Genomic DNA, 21762 nt, shown 5'->3' with positions numbered 1-21762 from the left:
GCACAAGCCTAGCTCACCGAGACTTCAAAGACGCTACTATGTGAGCGAACCAGTCGTCGAACTCGGCGCCCTCGGAGCCCTCCAGCTCGGCGACGAGAAGGGGGTGGAAGTAGCGCACGGCGGAGGTGTGAAAGACGCGCGCCGCCGTTTCGGCATCCACAACACTGAACTCGCCGCTGTCGCAGCCGCGCTCGATGAAGCGGCTGACCTCCTTGAGAAGCCCGCGGCGGTAGGTGGTGACCTCCTGCCAGCGCTCCTCGATGGCGGCGGCGACCATGTGATGCACCCGCTTGTCGTTATCGACCATGATCTTGGTCTGCTCGTAGATCGAGCGGGCGAAGGCGTGCAGGGCAGCCTCGGCCGTCTCGGCGCCGCCCGCCGCCCGCCTGGCCTCGGCGATCTTGCCCGACAGCTTGCGGGCGGCAATGGCCTGGTTGATGGCCGATTTGGTGCCCAGGACCCGGTGCACATTGGCCGTGGAGAAGCCGCAGGCCTTAGCGATGTCGGCGATGGTGGTCTTGTCGTAGCCCACCTCGCCGAACAGCCGCTCGGCCTCGTCCAGCACCAGGTTTCTCGTCTCGTCTTCGGTCAGGTTGAGCCGCGGCAAATGCACCTCCTTAGCGGGATCAGGGCCTTAGACTGCTTTTCATTAGTTGACTAGTGACGAAATACGAATATCGTCACAACGCATTCGTTAGGTGAGGGAGCCTTGATAATGACCGAACGGAACGATGTGCGGGGTGCACGAGGGAGGCGCCCGGCGGCCATCTGGTGGTTCGGCGCGGCCGGCTTGCTCGCGGTCATCGGGGCGTTCGCGCTCTTCAGGCCCATCGACGGCGCGCCTCGCGAGGGCGAGGGCCGGGCGCTCGAAGCGGAGGTCTTCGCAGCGAGGATGCAGGACAGCTTCGAGGAGCGGCGCCTCTTCACCGGCACGCTCTCCGCCTCGGAGGTCAGCGATGTGGGCTTCCAGGTGCCCGGCGAGATCGAGGCCGTGCTGGTGCAGATCGGCGACCGAGTGGAGAAGGGCGATGTCCTCGCCAGGCTCGACCCGGAGAAGATCGACCTTCGCCGCGAGGAAGCCTCGGCCCAGCTCGCTGAGGCGGAGGCCGCCCTTCGCCGTGCCCGGAGCACCGCCGAGCGGGTGCTCGATCTGCGGCGCCAGGGCTTCGCCACCGACCAGGAGCGCGACGATGCCGTGGCCGCCAGGGACAGCGCGGCGGAGCGGGTCAGGCTGCTCCAGCGTGCCAGTGCGAGAGCGCGGGCCGATGCCGAGGATGCGTCGCTCACCGCGCCCTTCGCTGGTTTCGTGGTGCGCCGCTATGCCGATCAGGGCGCGACGGTGGCCGCCGGCGCGCCGGTGCTGCGTCTGTCCGAGAACGCCGCCCAGGAGGCAGAGGTGGCGGTGCCCGACACCCTTTCGGGCCGCCTTCTTCCGGGAGCGGAGCTTCCCCTGATCCACCGCGGCGGTGAGGTCATGGCCAAGGTGACGGGCATCGCGCAGGACATCGACCCCTCCACCAGAAGCCGGATGGTGCGGATGGAGCTGCCCCAAGGCTCGAGCCTCACCCCCGGCGCGTTGGTGCGGCTGGAGCTGACCGATGAGCAGGAGGGGCGCGGCGCATGGGTTCCTCTATCGGCACTGCAGGAGGGCTATCGCGGTCTATGGTCCGTCTACGTGGTAGAGGACGGCGCGGCGGTGCGCAAGGACGTCACCATCCTCTCCCTTAGCGACGACCGGGCCTATGTTTCGGGGACTCTGGAGGACGGCGATCAGGTGATCAAGGCCGCCACCTTCCGCTTCGTGCCCGGACAGAAGGTGACGCCTGTTCCTTCTAGCGGTCCCATCTCCCTCGCCAATGCAGGGGGAGCGTCGCGATGAAGACGATCCTCTACGATCACCCAAGGGCGCTGGCTCTCGCTGTCATCCTGGTGGCGGTGGCGGGCGTCGCCGCCCTTCTCACCATGCCGCAGGCGGAGGATCCGAAGATCCGCAACCGTAACGCCGTCATCCTCACTGCGCTTCCGGGCGCCAGCGCCGAGCGGGTCGAGCGGCTGGTCAGCCAGGTGATCGAGGATGAGCTGCGCGGACTCGAAGAGGTGGATATCGTCAGCTCCACCTCCAGCACGGGGCTTTCCTCCGTATCGGTCACCCTGCAGGATGCGATCAACGAGACCGATCAGGCCTTCTCCAAGGTCCGTGATGCGCTGGCCGATGCGGCGGTGCTCTTGCCCGAAGGGGCAAGCGACCCCCGCTTCATCGACGAGCGAGGCTACGCCTTCACCCTTCTGGCGGCCATCGTCTGGGAGGGGGAGGAGGCGCCCGACCCCCTCATCCTAAAGCGGACCGCCGAAGAGCTGGAGGCAAGGCTGCGCAACGTACCCGGTACGGAGTATGTGCTGACCGAGGGCGTGGGTGACGAAGAGATCAGCGTCACCCTCGACCCGGATCTCGCGGCTTCCCTTTCCCTTGGCGAGGCAGAGATCGCTCGCGCCATCGCCCAGGCTGATGCCAAGCAGTCCGCCGGTCAGGTCTACGGCCAGGGCAACGAGCTCGCCGTCGAGGTGCGCGGTGAGCTGACGGACCTCACCCGCCTTAGGGCCGTGCCCCTGCGCCGGGGCCGTGATGGGGCGCAGCTTCTCTTAGGCGATGTCGCCAGGATCAGCCGCGGCATCGTGCAGCCCGAGCCGCAGGGCGTGCTCGTCAACGGCAAGCGCGCCGTGGTGGTCGGCACTAGGATTGACGACGGCCTCCGCGTCGGCGGCTGGTCGGCGAGAGTCAGGGAGGAGCTCGATGCCTTCGAAGCGGAACTCTCCGCAGGACTTGAGCTGGAGCTGATCTTCGATCAGTCGGTCTATGCGGAGGAGCGCTTCGGCAGTCTTCTGGTGAACCTCTTCGTAGGGATCATGCTGGTGGTGGCGATCCTCTTCTTCACCCTTGGCTTCCGCTCGGCGCTACTGGTGACCGCAGCCATTCCGCTGACGAGCCTCCTCTCGCTAGCAGTGATGAACTTCGTCGGCATTCCCATCCATCAGATGTCGATCACGGGACTGATCGTCGCGCTTGGGCTTCTCGTCGATGCGGCCATCGTCATGTGCGACGCGGTGAGCCGTGCGCTGACGAGGGGTCTGTCACCGCGGGAGGCGGTGGAGGAGAGCGTCGGGAGGCTGTGGCTGCCGCTTCTCTCCTCGACCCTGACGACGGTGCTGGCTTTTATGCCGATCACGCTACTGATTGGGGGCGCGGGCGAGTTCGTGGGGCCTATCGCGGACAGCGTCATCATAGCCCTGATCGCTTCGTTCCTTCTGGCGGTGAGCGTCATCGCGGCGCTCGCAGGCTTCTTCCTGAGACCTGAGAAACCGGCGGCGGAAGGGGGACGGGATCTCTTCGCTCCCATCGGCAAAGCCTTCGAAGGCGCACTTGCAGCAAGCCTCGCACGGCCGCGTCTCTCCATCGCGCTGGCCCTGGTCCTGCCCGTGCTCGGCTTCGTCGGCGCGGGCCGGCTGCCGAACCAGTTCTTCCCCGATGCCGACCGGGCGCAGTTTCACGTGCAGCTCGAGCTTCATCCGCAGGCGTCCTTAGAGGAGACCGAGAGGGCGGTGGCGGCGGCTTCGGCAGTACTCGATGCCCATGAGGAGATCGTCCAGGCTGACTGGTTCACAGGGTCGTCCGTCCCCGCCTTCTACTACAACCTCAAAATGAACCGCGACGGGGCCAAGCACTTCGCCGAAGCCATGGTGACGGCGAGGGAGCTTTCCGGCCTCGAAACGCTGGTCAACGATCTGCAGGCGGAGCTGACCGCTGCGGTCCCGAACGCCCAGGTCAATACGAGGCTTCTGGTTCAGGGTCCGCCGACCAATGCGCCCTTCGAGCTGCGCATCTCCGGCCCGAACCTGGACGAGCTGCGGCGGCTTGGTGAGGAGGCACGGCTTATCCTCTCCGAGATGCCCGAGGTGACGGTGTCGAGTGCCTCTCTCTCCGGCGGCGAGCCGAAGATCTGGGTGGAGGCGGATGAGGAGGCTGCGCTCATCGCCGGAATGCCCCTCGCTGCCGTCAGCCAAGCGATCGCCGCCAAGCTTCAGGGCGCACGCGGAGGAAGTGTGATCGAGGGGCAGAACGAGATCCCCGTGGTGGTCCGCCTCGGTGATGCCCGCGGCTCGATCGAAGAGCTGCGCTCGGCGACCCTCGTCGCGCCCAGCGGCGCGGGCGTGCCGCTCGCCTCCCTGGGAGAGCTGACGCTTCAGCCCTCGGCGGCGAAGATCACCCGCTATGACGGCGAGCGCGTCAACAACGTGTTCGGCTTCATGGAGGCGGGCGCCTTGCCCGCCGTCGCCATCACCCGCTTCGAGGAGGCCATGGCCGAGGGCCGCTTCCAGCTTCCCTACGGCTATGACTACGCCTTTGGCGGCGACGCGGAGGCGCGCTCGGATGCGGTGGGGGCGCTTCTCGCCTCGGTGGGGCTGATCGTCACCCTGGTGGTGGCCGTCGTGGTGCTGACTTTCGGTAGCTTCCGCCTCGGCGCGCTGATCCTGACGGTGGCGGGCCTTTCGATGGGGCTCGGCATGCTGAGCCTGACCCTTGCCGGGTTCGCCTTCGGCTTCCAGCCGATCATCGCCCTGATGGGTCTCATGGGGGTGGCAATCAACGCCGCCATCATCATCGTCACCACGCTGAGGGAAGATGTCGCGGCCTCGCGCGGCGAGCCGGAAGCGGTGCGCGAGGGTGTGCTGAAGACTGCCCGCCACATCACCTCGACCACGCTGACGACCTTCGCAGGCTTCTTGCCGTTGATCCTCTCCGAAGGGGGCTTCTGGCCGCCCTTCGCCACGGCCATTGCCGGGGGTGTGGTCCTTTCGACGGTGGTGTCGTTCTTCTTCGTGCCCCAGGCGTTTCTGCTTCTCGCCAGGGGGCAGGAGCGGCGTGCCTCGTCCCGAAGCCTACCACAGGGAGGGCTCGCCCATGCGTAAGCTCGCTGTCATCCTCCTCGCCTGCTCCTCCGCCAACGCCCAGACGGACCCGCTCCTTCTCCGCCTCACCGACGGCAGCCCCGAGCTGGCCGCCGCCAAGGCCGAGGCGGGCGCGGCGAGGGCGGAGGTGTGGGAGGCGAGGGGCGCGGCGCTGCCGCAGCTCTCCGTCACTGGACAGTTCGGTACGGTGGAGGAGACCTTCACCGTGCAAGGGGCGCCCGGCTCCTTCGCCGCGACGCGCGAGCCCTCGGCGGTCTCGGCCAGCATCCAGCAGACCCTTTTCGCCTCGGGCCGGGTGATGGGCGGGATCAGGGCCGCCAAGGCCAGCGCCCGCCAGTCCGAGGAGGAGGCCGAGGCGGTGCGTCAGGACCTCCTCCTCGCCGGAGCGCTTCTCATGGCGAAGCTGGTGCGCGACCGCGCCGTATTGGAGGAGCGCAGCGAGAACGCCCGCTTAACGGAGGGACGCCTCAGCGAAGCCTCGGCCCGGCGCCGGGCGGGGCTCGCCACCCTCACCGATGAGCGCCAGTCCGAGGCGCGGCTGGCCCTCGCGAGGGCTGAGGTCGAAGCGGCGCGGGCGCAGCTCGATGCGCAGGAAGCCGCTTTTGCCCGCCTGTTCGGCTTCGCCGCACCGCGGGAGCTGACCATGCCGTCCCTATCTACGCCCCTGCCCGGCGAGCTAGAGGAGGCCTTGAACCTTGCCCTGCGCCAGCACCCCTCGCTCGGTGCGGCGAGGGAGCGCCAGGAGGCAGCCAGGCAGGCCGTCCGCGCAGCGCGTGGCGCGACCCTGCCCCAGGTGAGCCTCAACGCCGAGGCCAGTAGCGCCGATGAGCAGCGCTTCGGCATCGAGCTTGGCGAGGCGGAGGTCTACTCCCTCACCGTGCAGGGCCGCTGGGACCTCTTCTCCGGGGGCTCGGGCTACGCGAGGACCAGGGCAGCAGGCCAGCGCCGCCGCGCTGCGGGGTACTTACGCGATGCCGAGGAGCGCCGGGTGAGGGAGGGGGTCCAGGCCTCCTGGTCCCGCCTCATCGCTGCCCGCGCCTCTCTGATGGCTCGTGAGGCGCAAGTCCGCGCGGCGTCGCTTGCAGCCGAAGGGGTGGCGGCGGAGCTGACCGCCGGGCGCCGCACCCGCCTGGACCTCCTCGACGCCGACCGGGAGCGCACGGAGGCTGAGGTGGCGCTTCTGTCCGCCAAGGCCGACGTGACGGCGGCGGAGCATGCGCTTCTTCATGCGGTGGGAGGGCTTTGACGAGCGCCTTCGCCCCCTCAGCCTGCCGGCAGCTCCCCCACTCGTGGGGGAGCGACCTAAAGAGCAGCGCAAGCTCTTCTTTCCTCCCCCTCCATGAGGGGGAGGTGCCCGAAGGGCGGAGGGGGAGCCGATGCAGCGCGCAATCTGCCCACCGTGCCGCCGCGACGACACACCCGCTTTGCTCTTTCGCCGCCGGGCGCTAAGGCGGCGCCAAACTCGGCGCGATTTCGTGCCTCAAACCCTGACCTGGAGGAAGACGATGCCCGTCTACGAAGCTCCCATTCGCGATATGCAGTTCCTGCTGCACGATGTGCTCAAGCTGCAGAACTACTCGAACCTGCCCGGCTTTGCCGATGCCGACAAAGACACGATCGACGCCTTCTTAGAGGAGAGCGGCAAGTGGCACCGCGATGTGCTCGCGCCCCTCAACCGCGTCGGCGACCTTGAAGGCGCGCGGCGCAATGATGACGGCTCGGTGACCACGCCCACGGGCTTCAAGGACGCCTACAAGCAGTTCTGCGAGAACGGCTTCGGCAGCCTCGCCATGGACCCCGAATATGGCGGCCAGGGCCTGCCGGTGACCCTCGCTTACGCCATCAACGAGATGTCTTCTGCGGCGAACCAGGCCTTCGCCATGTATCCGGGCCTCTCGGCGGGTGCCTGGCGCGCGATCCACGCGGCAGCATCCGATGAGCAGAAGCAGAAATACCTGCCCAAGATGACCTCGGGTGAGTGGACCGGCACGATGAACCTGACCGAGCCCCAATGCGGCACGGATCTCGGTCTCATCCGCACCAAGGCGGTTCCCCAGGGCGACGGCACCTACAAGATCAGCGGCCAGAAGATCTGGATCTCCGCCGGTGAGCACGACATGGCGGACAACATCATCCACCTGGTGCTGGCCCGGATCGAGGGCGCGCCTGAAGGCATCAAGGGCATCTCGCTCTTCATCGTGCCGAAGTTCATGGTGGGCGATGACGGCTCCCTCGGTGAGCGCAACGGCGTCTCCTGCGGCGGCCTCGAAGAGAAGATGGGCATCCACGGCAACGCCACGTGTGTCATGAACTATGACGAGGCGACGGGCTTCCTGGTCGGTGAAGAGAACAAGGGCATGCGCGCCATGTTCATCATGATGAACGAAGCGCGCCTTGGCGTCGGCATGCAGGGCTACGCCGCTGCCGAAGTCGCCATGCAGAACGCCGCCGCCTTTGCCCGCGACCGCCTGCAGTCGCGCTCGGTCACCGGCGTTAAAGCGCCCGACAAGCCCGCCGACCCGATCATCGTCCACCCCGATGTGCGCCGCATGCTGATGGATACCCGCGCCTTCGTCGAGGGCGCCCGCGCGCTCACCTACTGGGCGGCGCTCCATGAGGACATGAGCCACAAGGCCCCCGACGAGGCAGACCGTCAGAAGTCGAACGACTACATGGCGCTCCTCACGCCGGTCATCAAAGCCTACCTCACGGACAAAGGCTCGAAGGGCGCGAACGACAGCCTCCAGGTCTTTGGCGGCTCGGGCTATTGCGAAGAATGGGGCATGTCCCAGTTCGTCCGTGATGTGCGCATCGCGCTCATCTATGAGGGCACGAACGGCATTCAGGCCCTGGACCTCGTCGGCCGCAAGCTGATGGCCGAGGGCGGTCGCTACTGGCAGACCTTCTTCGCCGAGATCGACCAGTGGTGTGCCGACAATAAAGGCACGAACGACGACCTCGATGCCTATATCGAGAAGCTGCTGGCCGCTAAGGGGGAGCTCACCGAGGCGACCCAGTGGCTCGGCGCCAACGCCATGGCGAACTTCGACAATGCAGGCGCTGCGTCCACGGACTACCTGCATCTCTTCGGCATCGTGGCTCTCGGCTATATGTGGGCGATGATGACCAAGGAGGCGCTGGAGCATGAAGGTTCGGGCGACCCGTTCTACAAGAACAAGCTGATCACGGCGAAGTACTTCTTCGACCGCGTCATCGTTGAAAGCTCCGTGCACCTTGCCAAGGTCAAGACCGGTACCTCGACCATGATGGAGCTCGACGCGGAAGCGTTCTGATCTCCTGCTACCGACCTAGCCCCCTCCGCCCTTCGGGCACCTCCCCCACCAGTGGGGGAGGGAAGCAGAACCAAGCTTTGCTCTCTATTCGCTCCCCCTCCCCGAGGGGGAGCTGCCGGCAGGCTGAGGGGGAGGGGAACTAGGTGCTCCCCAGATAACCAAAACCCCCGGAGCGGACAGCCGCTCCGGGGGTTTTTTGGAGAAGGATTGGGGGAAGAGAACGCCCGCTCAGGCGTCTTCCTTCTCCGGTTCTTCTTCTGTAGAGGGACGAATGCTCGTCTCGGTCTTCTGCTCCTCGGCGGCCTTAGAGGTGAAGAGCTCCAGAATGCCGGGCTTGGCCTCGCCTTCGAACAGGCGGCCGATCTTCTCCAGCTTGGCAAGGGCCAGGGCGGCGCGGCGGGCAGCCGAGTCCTCGTCCAGGTTCTCCTCCACCCGGTCCTTGATGGTGTCGGTCAGCCGCTCCTCGACGGCACCGAAGAAGGTCTTCCGCCCACCGATCGTGTTCTCGATCTGGTCGAGCTGACGACCGACACGTTCCACCCGAGCCTGCGCCTCGCCGAGAACGGCGCGGGCGCCTTCGGTATCACCCTCGGAGAGCTTCTGGGCGATGACGCCGAGAATGTCGCTGAAGGAGCCCGAGGCGGGGTTCTCCACCTCGACGGTCACGTCGCGGGTGACGGTTTCGGTGCGTGTGCCGACGACTTTATTGAGCTGCTCTTCGGAGAGGGTCTCGATCCGCTCCTGCAGCGTGATCACACGATCGCCGATGGTCTCCTGGCGCTCGGTGATCTTCTCCAGCCGCTCGGTCAGCCTGACCTGGCGCTCCTGGACACGCTCGATGCGCTGCTCGGTGCGGGAGAGACGGTCGTTCGTCTTGGCGAGCCTGTTCTCCTGACGCTCCAGCTCGTCGAGGGAGATGGTGAGACCTGCTTTGTCGGCGGTCTTCTCGGCGCGCTCCAGCGCCTTCTCGCCAGCCGTAAGATTGCCAGCGTCGATCTTGGTCTCGCCCTGCGCCTTGGTCTTCTTGGCACGGTCGAGCTCGCGCTGATCCTTGGAATCGGTCGGGCGGCCACCCGCATCGACGATCCCTTGCTCGATGGTCTCGGCGCGCGACGCCAGACGGTCCGCGCGGGCCTCCAGCAGTTCTTCACGGGCAGCGAGCCGCTCAAGCCGCTCTTGGATGCGCGTCTCGCGGGTGGAAAGGCGTTCCTGACGCTCCTGCAGCTTTTCGATGCGCTGCTCGATGCGGTCCTGTCGGGTGACCTCGACCTCCACCGTCTCGGTGACGGACTGGGTCGTGTACGACACCTTGCGGGCTTCCTCCGTAGGCGAAAGGCCGACGGCCTCGATGCCCACCTGGCGGAAGTCGTAGTTGCCACGCTCCTGCACACCGAAGGTGATGTTGAGGGTCTCGCCCTCCACCAGGAGGTTGGTGCCGGAGAAGCCTGCCTGCTGGACGGCCTTGTTGGCTTCGGCCTGAAGGCCGCTGAGCGCGCCCTTGAACGCGGAGCCGGGGGCGCCCTTCTCGACCGCCGTGATGATGTCCGCGGCGCGGGCGAGGGTATCGGTGATCTGCTCGCTGCCGGAACGCGCGGCGGCCACGGCACCGCGGGCACCGGACAGGCTGGACGCCAGACCCGAAAGGATGGCGCGGTCCGAGCGCAGGACGCCGGAGACGCTGAAGATGGCTTGCGAGGCCGAGCCCCTGAGCCCGCTTCCGCTGGCGCCGAGGCTGAAGCCTTCGAACTGGTTCTTCTTGTTGTTCTGCGCGCCGACGAGCTGTTTCAGTGCCGATTGCGCGTTGATATTGGACAGTCCGCCCATACCCTTGATCCCTCTATACCCAAACCATTGTTGTTGCTGCAAAGAGAGATGCCGTTCAAATCCTAATGTTTCGTATCTGACGAAAAGTAGATCGAATTAGGGCATGAATAAGGCAAGAAGATCGGTTATGGTTACTTGGCTATTTACGACGCCAGGCCCCACAGCCGCCGCATCTGTTGGTTAATAGCTGCCTTGCGAGCTTGAAGGCGTGGGTGAGCGAGGTAGGCTGGTAGTTGCCCGAAAACCACGCAAGGAAACGACCCATGGCCCTCAAAACGACCCGCCGTAGCCTGCTCGCGGGGGCTGCCGCGCTTCCTGCCGCCGCCGCTGCCGCTTCCGCCGCCTCATCGCTGCAGGGGGAGAGCGCGCCCGATCTCTCCGGCACCTCGATCCTCATCACCGGCGCCTCGTCCGGCTTTGGTCGGCTAGGGGCGGAGCACTACGCATCCTTAGGCGCCAAGGTCTTCGCCACGATGCGGAACATGCCGCGGCCCGAGGCGGAGGAGCTGCGCCAGCTCGCAGCCGACAAGGGCTACGACATCGAGGTCATCGAGATCGACGTGACGAGGCCCCGCCAGGTGGAGAAGGGCGTGCGCAAGGCCGAGGAGATGGCGGGCGGCGCCATCGACGTGCTCATCAACAACGCCGGTATCTCCTATGCAGGGCCGATCGAGATGCAGGACATGAAGGCGACCGAGCACACCTTCGAGACCAATGTCTTCGGCCCTCACCGGATGGCGCTTGCGGTCCTACCAGGCATGCGTGAGAAGGGCAGCGGGCTGATCTTCCAGGTGACCTCGCAGCTCGGCCGGATCATCGTGCCCGCCTATGGTCAGTACAGCCCCACCAAGTTCGCCCTCGAAGCGATGGGTGAGCAGATGGCCTATGAGCTGGCGCCGAAGGGCATCGAGGTCTGCATGATCGAGCCAGGCGGCTATCCGACCGAGATATGGGAGAACTCACGTAGACGGACGGAGACGCTTCTGGAGAGAACGCCGGAGGAGCTTCAGGCGACCTATGCGGAGATGATGGGCGGCATTATGGAGGCGGGCGGGGCTTCGCGCGAGACCGACCCGATGGACATCCCCCGCGCCATCGCCGAGATCATCGCCATGCCCAAGGGGGAGCGTCCGTTGAGGCGCGGTGTGCATCCCACGCGCATCCCGCAGGCGGCCATCAACCAGGTGTGCGAGCAGACGCAGGTGGCCGTGCTGGAGGGCATCGGCATGCCCGCTATCGCGAAGGCGGTCTATAACCGCTGAGGAGTAGAGGTTTTCTCCCGGTGTCATCCCGGCCGAAGCGCTAGCGGAGAGCCGGGAGCCACGGCCTGCGGCCAAGTACACGTACAACGGGAGCGAGGTTTGCTGAGCTTCGGTCCATGGGTCCCGGATAAGCCTTTCGGCTTTCCGGGATGACGGTTCATCGGTCCGCCGCCTTCTACGTACTTGTACGAACTATCGGTACAGGGACAGCAGCACCGAAGGACGCTGGCTGGCCTGGCCTAGGCTCTGGATGGCGAGCTGCTCCTGCACCTGGACGGCCTGCAGGCGGCTCGATGCTTCGGCGAGGTCCGCCTCGATCAGCGCCGCCACCGAGCCGTCAAGGCCGTCGGTCAGATCGCCCAGGAACTGCCGTTGACGGACGACCTGTTTCTCGTAGGCGCCGACCTGGGACATGTAACGATTGATCTTCGCACGTGCGGCATCGACGATCAGCATGGCCTGGTCGGGGTTGAGCTGCATCGCCTCCGGGTTGATCGTCTCGATCAGCTCCATGAGGCCTGCGGTCTCGCGACGCTGCGCTCCCTCGATGGGGTTGGTGAAGTAGGGAAGGCTCGAGCCGCCGAGCGCCGTGACCTCCGGGTCGTAGCTTGCGGCTGGGACGGCTGCGACATCGGTGAACTCGAGCCGGTCGATATAGACCCCGTCCTCGCGGCCCCAGATATTGACCGTGTAGATGCCGGGGGTGGCTATGGTCGTCTGTACCCGGACGCCGCCATAGGTCGAGCGGCCCGCCCACTGGGTCGGCGCGGTGGAGGTGAGGCTCTTGACCTGAAGGTTGACCCCGCCGCCATCGGTCAGGCGCACGCCGTCGAGGCCGACATGGATACTGTCGGAGTTGCCGTTGGTCCCGAAGCCGCGCACATTGATGTAGTAGGTGCCGGCATTCTTGACACGGACCTTGTAGTCCATACGGGGCGAGAAGTTGTCGAGCTGGGCCTGGGTGATGTAGCCGTCCTGGCCGACGCTGTCCTGCGCCCAGGTCACATAACCCTGGAGAGGCCCTGGCGCGGTGATCAGCTCCCACGAGTTGATCGGGTCCGTAGTGTTGGCGGTGTCGCTGCCGCTCTTGCTCTCGAAGTTGAAGGCGCTGCTGCCGGGGTCGATGACGAACTGGTTGGCGTTCTCGGTCAAACCATCGAAGGTCCGGCGCAGCATGTCCGCGCCTTCGAGGCTGAGGGTCTGCATGCCGAGGCCGGTACCGTCTCGGTCGAGACCGATGATGCTGGTGGTGGCGCCCTTCTGGGTGAGAAGGTTCGACCCCTGAAAGCCCGACGCGTCGATCACGTCGCGCATCTGGTCGAGAAGGTCGTCGAAGACCACTTCGAGCTGGTCGATGGCGACCCCGTTCTGGGTGACCGGGATCATGTCCGCCATCTGAAGAACGATGGCGTCGAGCTGCCTCAGCCCCGCTGTGGCCGCCTTGAACGAGCCTTCGAGCACGGTGAGGTTGTCGCGCAGACCGTTCAGGACGGCGACATCGCCCTTGGTCTTGCTGGAGACGAGGAAGAAGGCGGGGTTGTCGCCAGCCTTGCGCACCTTGAGGCCGGTGGAGATCTCCGCCCGCACGGTCTCGCCTGCGCGGTTCACCGCGCGTAGCTGCTTGAGCGCGGTTTGCGCCGCGGCGTTGGTGATCAGCGAGACCAATGGTGTTCCCCCCACTCTTTTTTTCTAGGAAGATAAGGGGGAAGGGTAAGTATACGGTGAAGTGCCGTTCGGCAGTCCGCTACCGGAACAGGGAGAGAAGGACTGAGGGACGCTGGTTGGCCTGGGTCAGGCTCTGGGTGGCGAGCTGCTCCTGGACCTGCACGGCCTGAAGGCGGCTGGACGCCTCGGCGAGGTCCGCCTCGATCAACGCGGCGACGCCCTGCTCCATGAGGTCGGTGACGTTGCCGAGATAGGAGCGCTGGCGGCTGATCGTGCCGGCATAGGAGCCGATGACCGACTGGTAGTTGTTCACCCGTGCACGGACGGCGTCGAGGATCTCGAACGCACCCTCGGGGACAAGCTGCAGGGCGGTGGGGTTGAGGAGGCTCAGAAGCTCCACCACCCCGGCCCGGCCGCGTCTCTCCTCGCCCTTGGCAGGATCGGTGTAGTAGGGGATGTCCGAGCCGCTAATCGGGGTGGGAGGCGGCAGCGCGGTAGCCGAAGAGGGGATGCTGGCGTCGTCCTTGATGAACTGCACGCCCTCGATGATCGAGCCGTCCTCTCGTCCCCAGATGTTCAGGGTGTAGATGCCTGCGGTCGGGATATTGATCGCGACCCGTGCGCCGCTCAGCGTATCATTCGTACCCCAACCTTCGCTGTTGGTCGGAAGCTTCACGCCCCCCGTGCCGGTCAGCACGTTGCCGTCGAACCCGACATGGATGCTGTCGGCTGCGCCGCCCTGACCCTCGCCGCGCACATTGACGTAGTAGGTACCGGGCGTGGTGACGCGAAGCCTGAAGTCGATCCTAGGCGCGAAGTTCTCCGCGTCCACGGCTCGGCGGTAGAGGTCGGTCCGGTTGCTGGGACTGTCCGCGCCGCCGCCGCCGCCGACACCGTCGTCGCGCCAGATGAGGCGGCCATCGGGCAGCTCTTCCCACTCGTTGACAAGGCCGTCGGCGCGGCCCACCGCGCTGTGGATGCTGCTGTAGTTGTTCGCACGGACGACGAACTCGCCGTCGAGCTCGACCAGCCCGTCGAAGAAGCTGTCGCGTAGGAAGTCGCCGCCCTGCATGGTCAGGGTCTGCGCCTTGAAGCCGCCATCCGTGCGGTTGAGGCCGATGATGCTGCTGGTGGAGCCTACTTGTGTGAGGAGGTTCGTGCCCTGGAACTCGGCGGCCTCGACCGTGTCGCGTACCTGATCGAGGAGATCCTCGAAGAGGACCTCCATCTCGGCCACGGCGATGCCGGTCTGGGCGACGGGAATGAGGTCGGCGAACTGCAGGGTCAGGCGGTTGATCTCGCGGAGCCCCGCCTCGGCGGCCTTGATGGCGCCCTCCAGCATGGTGAGGTTCTCGGCGAGGCCGCTCTGCACGGCGATGTCGCCGCGCACCTGCTGCGAGACGAGGAAGAAGGCGGGGTTGTCGCCCGCTTGGCGCACCTTGAGGCCGGTGGAGATCTCGGCGCGCACGGTCTCACCCGCGCGGTCGACCGCACGTAGCTGCTGGAGCGCGGTCTGCGCGGCAGCGTTGGTGATGAGTGAGACCAAGCCCTCTGTCCCCTGAACTGACTACACGAGGACAGGTGATAAGCGAAAAATGTAATCTTTCTGATAACGCCGCTTCGCAAGGCGCTGCGGTGGCCCCTGCGGACCAAAGGGGTTGGCCTCCCACAAAAAAGCGCCCGCAGCTTGTGCCGCGGGCGCTCTCAACTCTTGGTTGAAGCAGTAAGGTTTTAGCCTTGGACCGGAACGAGCTGGATCTCGACCCGGCGGTTCTGCGCCTTGCCTTGCTCGGTGGTGTTCGAGGCGATGGGCTGGCGCTCGCCGTAACCCTGGGCGTCGATGCGGCCTGCGGGGATGCCCTGGCTGTTCAGGTAGTTACCCACGGCGACGGCGCGCCGGACCGAGAGCTGGTCGTTATAGCTGTCCGAGCCAGTGCTGTCGGTGTGTCCCTGAACCAGGACAGTGGTCTGGTCGTACTCGGCCAGCACCTTCGACACTGAGTTCAGCGTCGAGTAGAAGTCCTGGCGGATTTCGGACTGGTTCGAGGCGAAGGTGATATTGCCGGGCATGATCAGGGTGATGTTGTTGCCGTCGCGCTGGACGCGCACGCCGGTGGAGGCGAGCTCCTGACGCAGGCGGGCTTCCTGACGGTCCTGATAGGCACCGATGCCGCCGCCTGCGAGGGCGCCTACGGCAGCGCCGATAGCCGCGCCCTTGCCAGCGTCGCCGCCGCCGGTGTTGTTGCCGATCACCGCGCCTGCAATGGCGCCGCCAGCCGCGCCGATGGCGGCGTTGCGGCCGGTCTTGGACGCCTGGCGCTCACCGGTATAGGGGTTGGTGGTGCAGGCGGCGAGAATGAGCGCCGCGCTGGCGGCGAGGGTAAGCTTCTTCATGTGAAACCTCCAATGAGAAGTTGAGCTAGAGTTCCAGCCTTGACCGCTCTTATACCGATGGAACCAATTCGCGCACGACGATTTCGCATCAAAACGTATCAAGGCCCTGGATGACATCTGCCCCCACCAACGGCGAACGGATCGCAAAAGTTCTCGCAAGAAGCGGGGTCGCCTCCCGGCGAGAGGCCGAGCGCCTCATCGCCGAAGGCCGCATCAGCGTTGACGGCGAGGTGCTGACGAGCCCTGCGGTCAAGGTGCTGGGCACCGAGGACATCCGCTTTGACGGGGAGCGGATCGGCGCCCGCGAGGAGGTCCGCCTGTGGCGCTATTACAAACCCGTAGGCCTGGTGACGACCCACCGCGACCCGCAGGAAAGGCCGACGGTCTTCGGCGCCCTGCCGCCGGAGCTTGGCCGTGTCCTCTCGGTGGGGCGGCTCGACCTGACCACCGAGGGGCTTCTTCTCCTGACCAATGACGGCGGCCTGTCGCGCACGCTGGAGTTGCCGAGCACGGGGTGGAAACGCCGCTACCGTGTGCGCGCCTACGGACGGGTGAGCCAGAAGCGCCTCGACAGCCTTGCAGAGGGGGTGGAGGTGGAGGGCGTCGCCTACGGCCCCGTCATCGCCAAGCTCGACCGTCAGCAGGGGGCGAATAGCTGGATCACCCTGTCGATCACCGAGGGTAAGAACCGCGAGGTCCGCAACATCATGCGCCATCTCGACTTGACGGTGAACCGCCTGATCCGCACCGCCTACGGACCGTTCCAGCTAGGGGCACTGAGGGAGGGGGCTACCGAGGAGGTGCCGCGCAAGACCCTGCGTGAGCAGCTCGGCAAGAAGGTCGCGGGCGAGCTTGGGATTTGACGGTCTTCACCCTCTATCTGGCAGCGGACTGGTCGGCGGCGAACAAGCCTACGCGCGGCAAGGACAGCATCTGGCTGGCGACCTCTAGGAATGGTTCCGTCAGTGCTCGAAACATTCCAACGAGGTTCGAAGCGCTTCGCCTGATCGAAGAGCTGACGGTTGAGGAGAAGAACAGGGGAGGGCGGACCTTGGCCGGGTTCGACTTCGCCTTCGGCTTTCAGGAGGGTGTAGCCGAGGCGGTCACCGGCCAGGCGAGCTGGCGGGCGATGTGGCATCTTCTCGCCGAACTCGTCGAGGATGACGAGGCGAACCGTTCCAATCGCTTCGAGGTGGCGGGGGAGCTGAACCGCAGGCTAGGTCGCCCGCGCTTCTGGGGCAAGCCTCATCAGCAGGCGGAGCGCTATCCGCTCGTGCCGTCCACGAGGCCGTCTGCCAGCGTGGCCGATGACCGCCGCTGGATCGAGGGGGTCGTATCTGGAGCAAAGCCCGTGTTCCAGCTCGCCTACACCGGCGCGGTCGGTAGCCAGAGCCTTCTTGGGATCGCCGGTCTGGAGAAACTGCGTCAGCGGATAGGAGCAGCCATCTGGCCTTTCGAGACCCTCTTCACCGACGACTTATCCGCCCACGCTGTTTTCTGCGAGATCTATCCGAGCCTTTTTCTACGCCGCCATTTCGGTGAGGGGACCAAGGACGAGGCCCAGGTCCGGGCCGTGGCGGCTGCCATAGCTGCCTATGACCGGGCCGGCAGGATAGAAGAGCTTCTCGGCCCTCCCCCCGGCGCCGGTAAGGCCGCCCTAGCCGCCATGCTGCGCGAAGAGGGCTCGATCATGGGCGCAGGCGTGCTAGGTAGGTCTGAAGGAGACCTCTCATGCGCATCGTAGGCGGACGGTTCAAGGGAAGGAAGATCACCGCTCCTTCAGGGCTCAACACCCGTCCGACAACGGACAGGACCCGCGAGGCCCTGTTCAACATCCTGGCCCACCGGGAGGGCGTGGAGCTCGAAGGGGCGAGGGTGCTCGACCTCTTTGCAGGCTCAGGAGCCTTAGGCTTCGAAGCGCTGTCACGCGGCGGCGCGTTCTGCCTCTTCGTCGACAATGACGCGGGCGCGAGGGGCGCGATCCGCGACAATATCGAGGCGCTGCAGCTCTTCGGTGAGACGCGGCTCCACCGCCGCCCCGCTGACGCCCTTGGCAAGAAGCCCGCCAATGTGGGCGACCCCTTCGACCTCGTCTTCATGGACCCTCCCTATGGCAAGGGGCTGATCGCCAAGGCCGTCAGTACCGTGATCGACGGAGAGTGGCTGAGCCCAGGCGCGCTCATCGTGGCCGAGCACAGCAAGGGGGAGGCGCTCGACCTGCCGGAGGGGGCGGAGCCCGAAGAGACGAGGGGGTTCGGCGATACCGAGATCACTTTCCTCCGCATCAAGACCGCCTGAACACCACCACATGGTTGTTGGCCGGCACCCGCTCCGTGTGGTCCAGATAGAGGGCGAAGCGCGCCGCCAGCGGCTGCAGCGTATCGTCGAGATCGCGCACACCCCAGTCGGGGTCTCTCGACTTAAGGCTCTCATCGAAGCGCTGGTTGCTCTCTTCCAAGGCGCCGCGCCGCGACATCGGTCCGTAGAGGAACAGGGCGCCGCCTTCACCGAGAAGCCGGGCGGCTCCTTGAAACAGCCCCTCCACCCCGGCGAAGGCGGTGATGTGGATCATGTTGATCGCAACCACCGCATCGTAGGGGCGGCCTGCTTCCTGCCACCACGCCTCCTCGCGGGTGTCGAGGGTCAGGGGCGCGGGCTGCCCTGCCTCTTCCATGCGCACGGTCGTGCTGGCGCGGGCTTCCGCGTCGGGGTCCGAGCCCTGCCAGGACAGGGACGGTTTGCGCATCAGCACCGCCTCTGCATGCTCGCCGCTGCCCGACGCCAGCTCCAGCACCCGCTCGGCCTGAGGGCAGAGGCGCAGGAAGGCCCCGGCGATGATCTCCTTGTTGCGCGCCGCGCTGGTGGAGTAGATTTTGGCGTTCTCGCTCATCTCGATCCTCGTTGACACCGCGGCCCGCCTTGCGCAAACCGATCTCCCTTGGCGGGTATGATGTAATGGTAGCCTGTCAGCTTCCCAAGCTGAACGCGCGGGTTCGATTCCCGCTACCCGCTCCATGTAATTCTTCCCTCATGATAGCAACTCATTGATTTTATGAGCGTATAGTTCGTGCAGCGGGCGTGCCATACCCGTCCACGTACATTTTGCTATACGCAGTGCTATACGTTCCGGGTTTAATCGGGCTGATAGATGTTATAAGGAGGACTGAGCCATGCCGCAGACCAGAGTGGAAGATCGTTTCCTCATTCGCCGCGGACAGACGTGGCACTACTACCGGAGGGTGCCCAAGTCGGTAGCGGCATACGACACACGGCGGCATGTCTTCCGATCACTGAAGACGAAGTCGCTAGAGGTTGCTCGAACCAAAAGGGATGGTCTGGCAGAAGCCGATGACGCGTGGTGGGCACACATCGTTCTTGCCGAGAAAGCAGAGGCGGCAGGAACGCCGATCGATTTGGAAGTAGCGAAGAAGCGCTACGAGGCGGCTAGAGCCAGGGCTGAAGTGTCAGGCTTCGGTTACAAGACGGTCGAGCTGCTTGCGGACCCGACCTCGACGTCGATCGAAGAGCTTACCAAACGCATGCTGGCTTTGGCTGGCACTGATGGTCAGAAGCCGAAGCGCTCGCGGGCGGCGCACCGGTGCCGATCGTCACGGTCAGTCAGGCGTTCGACATCTACCGCCGTGAGATCGTGGCAGCTGACCTGCGTGGAAAGTCACCGCGGCAGCGGCAGATATGGAAGAACACCAAACTTCGTTCGGTGCAGTACTTCACCGAAGTCGTAGGCGACGTGCCGATTCTGGAGATCACGCGCGAAGACGCCCGCCGGTTCCGGATTCACTGGCTCGAGTGTATGCAGGACGAGAAGTCACCAATTTCCGCCAACACCGCGAACCGCCATATGGGCGACCTGCGCGGGCTGTTCGACCGCTACAAGACGTATGTCGGCAGGGAAGAGCTATCCAATCCGTTCAGGGCGCTGAGCTTCAAGGATAAGATCAAGAAATCCGCACCGCGCATCGAGACGGAGTGGGTGAGGAACGTCATCCTCAAACCAGGTGCATTGAGCGGTCTCCGCGACGAGATACGGCTCGTGACGTTCATCATGATCGAAACCGGCTGTCGTCCGGGGGAGGTGGTCAACCTCTTGCCGGAGGACATCGAACTCGATGCGAAGGTTCCCTTCATCCGGATCCGGCCCACGCTCGAAGGAAAGAACAAGCGCGAGATCAAAGCCGAAGCTTCCACAAGGGGCATCCCGCTAGTAGGCATTGCCTTGGCGGCGATGAAGCAGGCGCCCGAGGGCTTCCCGCACTACCGCGACCGCAGCAGTTCGTTCTCGGCGGCAGCGAACAAGTCGCTTAGAAACCGCGGGCTCTTCCCTACGCCCGACCATGTCATCTACTCCTTCCGCCATTCATTCGAAAAGCGCATGCAGGAGGCAGGCATCGACTACGGGCTTCGCTGTCTTCTGATGGGCCACAAGACCGACCGCCCGAAGTATGGGGACGGCGGATCAATGGCCTACCGAAGAGATGAGCTGATGAAGATCGCCCATCCGTTCGATGATAGCTGTGTTGAATGACTGGTTTCGGCCCGTCCGCACGTTGGCTAGTTCTCCCCAAAAGTACGATATCGGACAGTTTTGCTCCGTTCATTATTGAAAGATTTCCGTTCCTCATCCGCCGCGCCAGAAGCCAAGATTTTGTAAGAGCTGTGCGCCTTGACCAAGCCCAGCGTCTGCTAACCCTAACCCGATCAGCTGTGCCTTGCATCGCCAAACTCTACGGATTTACGAACAGAAATTATCTCCGCCGACTGCTACGGCAGCGGACGGGCATATCTTCTGAGGACTACCGGCGGGCGGGGAGTAGGGAACCTTTTCAGCCCACGAATGGTGTTGGTGCCGGGTGTCAGTTCCCCACTCAAATCAAACGAATATCGAGGGTTGTCCAATGGTAAGCGTCCGGCGGTGATCTAAAGAACGATGACCGGGCCCCAAGTTTTGAACGCCCTCAAATCGGCATGGGGCTCCTTACGGCGTTACCGGAGCCGGTCTAGCAGGATGTTGACTATCTCCTCGTTCGAGTTTGCCACTACGTCGAGTGACCGATTCTCCAGTCGCATCAGCGCGATCAGGAGACAGGCTGTAAAGCACCAGAAAGATGAGTCCGCGGGAAGGCGATAATTCCCGATCATCGCCGTCAGCCGCTCAGCTATCGGCGGATATTGGCGGTTGCCCCAATAGGCATGGGTCGGCGTCATCGCGTGGATAATTATAGCCGCGAGCGCGATTCCCGCAGCGCGCTTCTGGTGAACTTCGATGAAGCGATGCCCATGCTTGTTCGCATAGTCCGCAACGCGGCTCGTCATGAATTCGCGAGCATAGGCATCGCAAGCGATTTCTTCTTCTGGTAGAGTTGAGGGTGTATCGCCGTCAGCCAAGTACTTGACGTGTCGAAATTCATGCAGAAACGCGAAGGCGAGGGCTAGACCCACTAGATCGAATGTAGCCTGGTGCTGAGGATCGTCCAGGCTTTCACGATCTGGGGTCGGTTCGTGAATATCTGCGGGCCATGATATATCGCTCGTTTCATCGGCCGCGATGAGAGAATGTGCCCTGGAGATGCGCTGCTTGAAATCCAGCTCGAACGGACCTCGTTCAGGATCGGTGTTGAGCGCCTGTTCGAGCGTTACTCCATGCATCGTAGAGAGCATCAGCGCGGGTGAATAGACCTCAAGGGCGCGTCAGGCACTGAAGCCGAACAGCCAGAAGAAGTCGATTGTCTTAGTATCGAACTGGATGCGCGTGTCGTCGGCGTTCATCGTGACGCCTTTCGTACTGGGCTTGACTTCGACGGCGTGGCCATACCGGCTCCAAAGCTTGCTGATCTCATTATCGCGCTCGGGTACGGCCGCGCGAAGCAGGTGGAGGACGATCGTCCGGACAGACGGCTTGGTTGTCATTCGGCTTGGATCTCCATACTGAGGAAAAGAATAGGTGGCCCTACCATGACGGTCCGATTTCTTCATGCCCACCAGTAGTCATCGCGGCCGCAGTCGGCCAAGTGTTAAAACCCGACCATGACAGTGCTGCTGCAAAGTGATTTCGAGTAGCGGAGGCGCCCCGGTATGAGCCCGCCAACCTGCTAACTCTAACGCTACCGTTGGATCACTCACGGGGTCAGGCCGGTGATGTCCGGACGCTTACGTTAAAGGCACCGAAGAGTCGCTCTGAACAGTCCATTTGAACCTTCCGAACGGACTGCATTCCGGATGTCACCACCGCCGTGGACAAAGCCCTATATGGCGAGAATCGGCCATACGTTCCCTTATATGAGGCACCTCGGCATCTGTGGCCTGACCCCGCGAGGTGGTCCAACGGTAGCGTTAGACCTTGC

15 protein-coding genes, 1 tRNA gene and 3 pseudogenes are annotated in these 21762 nt (G+C 64.6%); 11 read left to right on the top strand and 8 right to left on the bottom strand.

Annotated features, from left to right (window positions below; translation table 11 throughout):
* Positions 1-13: 13 nt before the first annotated feature.
* Positions 14-607 (bottom strand): TetR/AcrR family transcriptional regulator, encoded by a 594-nt coding sequence (locus tag NOG11_RS11255; protein WP_256619863.1) that lies wholly within the window; start codon positions 605-607, stop codon positions 14-16.
* Between the two features lie 108 nt (positions 608-715).
* Between NOG11_RS11255 and NOG11_RS11250 the strand changes: the two genes are divergently transcribed.
* The 4 genes from NOG11_RS11250 to NOG11_RS11235 all read left to right on the top strand — a co-directional run bounded on the left by NOG11_RS11250 (position 716) and on the right by NOG11_RS11235 (position 8258).
* Positions 716-1879 (top strand): efflux RND transporter periplasmic adaptor subunit, encoded by a 1164-nt coding sequence (locus tag NOG11_RS11250; protein ID WP_256619862.1) that lies wholly within the window; start codon positions 716-718, stop codon positions 1877-1879.
* Complete coding sequence (locus tag NOG11_RS11245; protein WP_256619861.1) at positions 1876-4965, top strand: efflux RND transporter permease subunit; 3090 nt, start codon at positions 1876-1878, stop codon at positions 4963-4965. The genes NOG11_RS11250 and NOG11_RS11245 overlap by 4 nt, the downstream gene beginning before the upstream one ends.
* The gene (locus NOG11_RS11240) at positions 4958-6211 is read left to right on the top strand and encodes a TolC family outer membrane protein (RefSeq protein ID WP_256619860.1); all 1254 of its coding nucleotides are present in this window, start codon (positions 4958-4960) and stop codon (positions 6209-6211) included. Before NOG11_RS11245 ends, NOG11_RS11240 begins: the two co-directional genes overlap by 8 nt.
* 259 nt (positions 6212-6470) lie before the next feature.
* Positions 6471-8258: an acyl-CoA dehydrogenase C-terminal domain-containing protein gene (locus NOG11_RS11235; protein ID WP_256619859.1), complete on the top strand. Its 1788-nt coding sequence runs from the start codon at positions 6471-6473 to the stop codon at positions 8256-8258.
* 228 nt (positions 8259-8486) lie between these two features.
* Here NOG11_RS11235 and NOG11_RS11230 read toward each other — a convergent pair whose 3' ends face one another.
* Entirely contained in the window at positions 8487-10082 is a 1596-nt protein-coding gene (locus NOG11_RS11230; protein ID WP_256619858.1) for a hypothetical protein, read from the bottom strand.
* 263 nt (positions 10083-10345) lie between these two features.
* On the opposite strand from NOG11_RS11230, the gene NOG11_RS11225 reads away from it, so the two are divergent.
* Positions 10346-11344, top strand: coding sequence for an SDR family oxidoreductase (locus NOG11_RS11225; protein WP_256619857.1), 999 nt, complete (start codon positions 10346-10348; stop codon positions 11342-11344).
* A 192-nt stretch (positions 11345-11536) separates the two neighbouring features.
* Here the strand turns inward: NOG11_RS11225 and NOG11_RS11220 are convergent, their stop codons facing one another.
* The 3 genes from NOG11_RS11220 to NOG11_RS11210 form a co-directional block, all read right to left on the bottom strand.
* Entirely contained in the window at positions 11537-13009 is a 1473-nt protein-coding gene (locus NOG11_RS11220) for a flagellin (RefSeq protein WP_256619856.1), read from the bottom strand.
* Between the two features lie 79 nt (positions 13010-13088).
* Positions 13089-14555, bottom strand: coding sequence for a flagellin N-terminal helical domain-containing protein (locus NOG11_RS11215; RefSeq protein ID WP_256619855.1), 1467 nt, complete (start codon positions 14553-14555; stop codon positions 13089-13091).
* 185 nt (positions 14556-14740) lie between these two features.
* Positions 14741-15403: a YiaD family glycine zipper/OmpA-like lipoprotein gene (locus NOG11_RS11210; RefSeq protein ID WP_256619854.1), complete on the bottom strand. Its 663-nt coding sequence runs from the start codon at positions 15401-15403 to the stop codon at positions 14741-14743.
* Positions 15404-15537: 134 nt separating this feature from the next.
* Between NOG11_RS11210 and NOG11_RS11205 the strand changes: the two are divergent.
* The 3 genes and pseudogenes from NOG11_RS11205 to rsmD form a co-directional block, all read left to right on the top strand.
* Positions 15538-16260, top strand: a pseudogene (locus tag NOG11_RS11205) (pseudouridine synthase); the annotation flags it as partial.
* Positions 16261-16262: 2 nt separating this feature from the next.
* Positions 16263-17147 carry a hypothetical protein gene (locus tag NOG11_RS11200; RefSeq protein WP_256619852.1) on the top strand — a complete coding sequence of 295 codons (885 nt, stop codon included), beginning with the start codon at positions 16263-16265 and terminating at the stop codon, positions 17145-17147.
* Positions 17135-17701: a 16S rRNA (guanine(966)-N(2))-methyltransferase RsmD gene (rsmD, locus tag NOG11_RS11195; RefSeq protein ID WP_256619851.1), complete on the top strand. Its 567-nt coding sequence runs from the start codon at positions 17135-17137 to the stop codon at positions 17699-17701. Before NOG11_RS11200 ends, rsmD begins: the two co-directional genes overlap by 13 nt.
* On the opposite strand, the gene NOG11_RS11190 is transcribed toward rsmD, so the two are convergent.
* On the bottom strand, positions 17688-18311 hold the full coding sequence (locus tag NOG11_RS11190) for a DUF938 domain-containing protein (RefSeq protein WP_256619850.1): 624 nt from the start codon (positions 18309-18311) through the stop codon (positions 17688-17690). The two genes, rsmD and NOG11_RS11190, sit on opposite strands and share 14 nt — an antisense overlap.
* A 33-nt stretch (positions 18312-18344) precedes the next feature.
* Between NOG11_RS11190 and NOG11_RS11185 the strand changes: the two genes are divergently transcribed.
* From NOG11_RS11185 to NOG11_RS11180, 3 genes and pseudogenes are all read left to right on the top strand, one after another.
* Positions 18345-18418 (top strand) — tRNA-Gly (locus NOG11_RS11185).
* Positions 18419-18573: 155 nt separating this feature from the next.
* Positions 18574-18711 (top strand): annotated as a pseudogene (locus NOG11_RS15195) (DUF6538 domain-containing protein); the annotation flags it as partial.
* Between the two features lie 290 nt (positions 18712-19001).
* Positions 19002-19946 (top strand): tyrosine-type recombinase/integrase, encoded by a 945-nt coding sequence (locus tag NOG11_RS11180; RefSeq protein ID WP_256619849.1) that lies wholly within the window; start codon positions 19002-19004, stop codon positions 19944-19946.
* A 458-nt stretch (positions 19947-20404) separates the two neighbouring features.
* On the opposite strand, the pseudogene NOG11_RS11175 reads toward NOG11_RS11180, so the two are convergent.
* Together NOG11_RS11175 and NOG11_RS11170 are read right to left on the bottom strand one after the other, a co-directional pair.
* A pseudogene (locus NOG11_RS11175) lies at positions 20405-21094 on the bottom strand (phage exclusion protein Lit family protein); the annotation flags it as partial.
* A gap of 15 nt (positions 21095-21109) precedes the next feature.
* Positions 21110-21328, bottom strand: a complete 219-nt coding sequence (locus NOG11_RS11170) for a hypothetical protein (RefSeq protein WP_256619847.1) — start codon at positions 21326-21328, stop codon at positions 21110-21112.
* Positions 21329-21762: the final 434 nt, after the last annotated feature.

It is taken from the genome of Parvularcula maris (assembly GCF_024505085.1).
GTDB lineage: Bacteria > Pseudomonadota > Alphaproteobacteria > Caulobacterales > Parvularculaceae > Parvularcula > Parvularcula maris.
This window is presented reverse-complemented; position numbering and strand designations above follow the sequence as displayed.

Coding starts and splice junctions, on each gene's coding strand:
- NOG11_RS11235 (WP_256619859.1), top strand. CDS start 6,471: ATGCCCGTCTACGAAGCTCCCATTCGCGATATGCAGTTCCTGCTGCAC.
- NOG11_RS11230 (WP_256619858.1), bottom strand. CDS start 10,082: ATGGGCGGACTGTCCAATATCAACGCGCAATCGGCACTGAAACAGCTC.
- NOG11_RS11170 (WP_256619847.1), bottom strand. CDS start 21,328: ATGACAACCAAGCCGTCTGTCCGGACGATCGTCCTCCACCTGCTTCGC.
- rsmD (WP_256619851.1), top strand. CDS start 17,135: ATGCGCATCGTAGGCGGACGGTTCAAGGGAAGGAAGATCACCGCTCCT.
- NOG11_RS11245 (WP_256619861.1), top strand. CDS start 1,876: ATGAAGACGATCCTCTACGATCACCCAAGGGCGCTGGCTCTCGCTGTC.
- NOG11_RS11225 (WP_256619857.1), top strand. CDS start 10,346: ATGGCCCTCAAAACGACCCGCCGTAGCCTGCTCGCGGGGGCTGCCGCG.
- NOG11_RS11240 (WP_256619860.1), top strand. CDS start 4,958: ATGCGTAAGCTCGCTGTCATCCTCCTCGCCTGCTCCTCCGCCAACGCC.
- NOG11_RS11250 (WP_256619862.1), top strand. CDS start 716: ATGACCGAACGGAACGATGTGCGGGGTGCACGAGGGAGGCGCCCGGCG.
- NOG11_RS11210 (WP_256619854.1), bottom strand. CDS start 15,403: ATGAAGAAGCTTACCCTCGCCGCCAGCGCGGCGCTCATTCTCGCCGCC.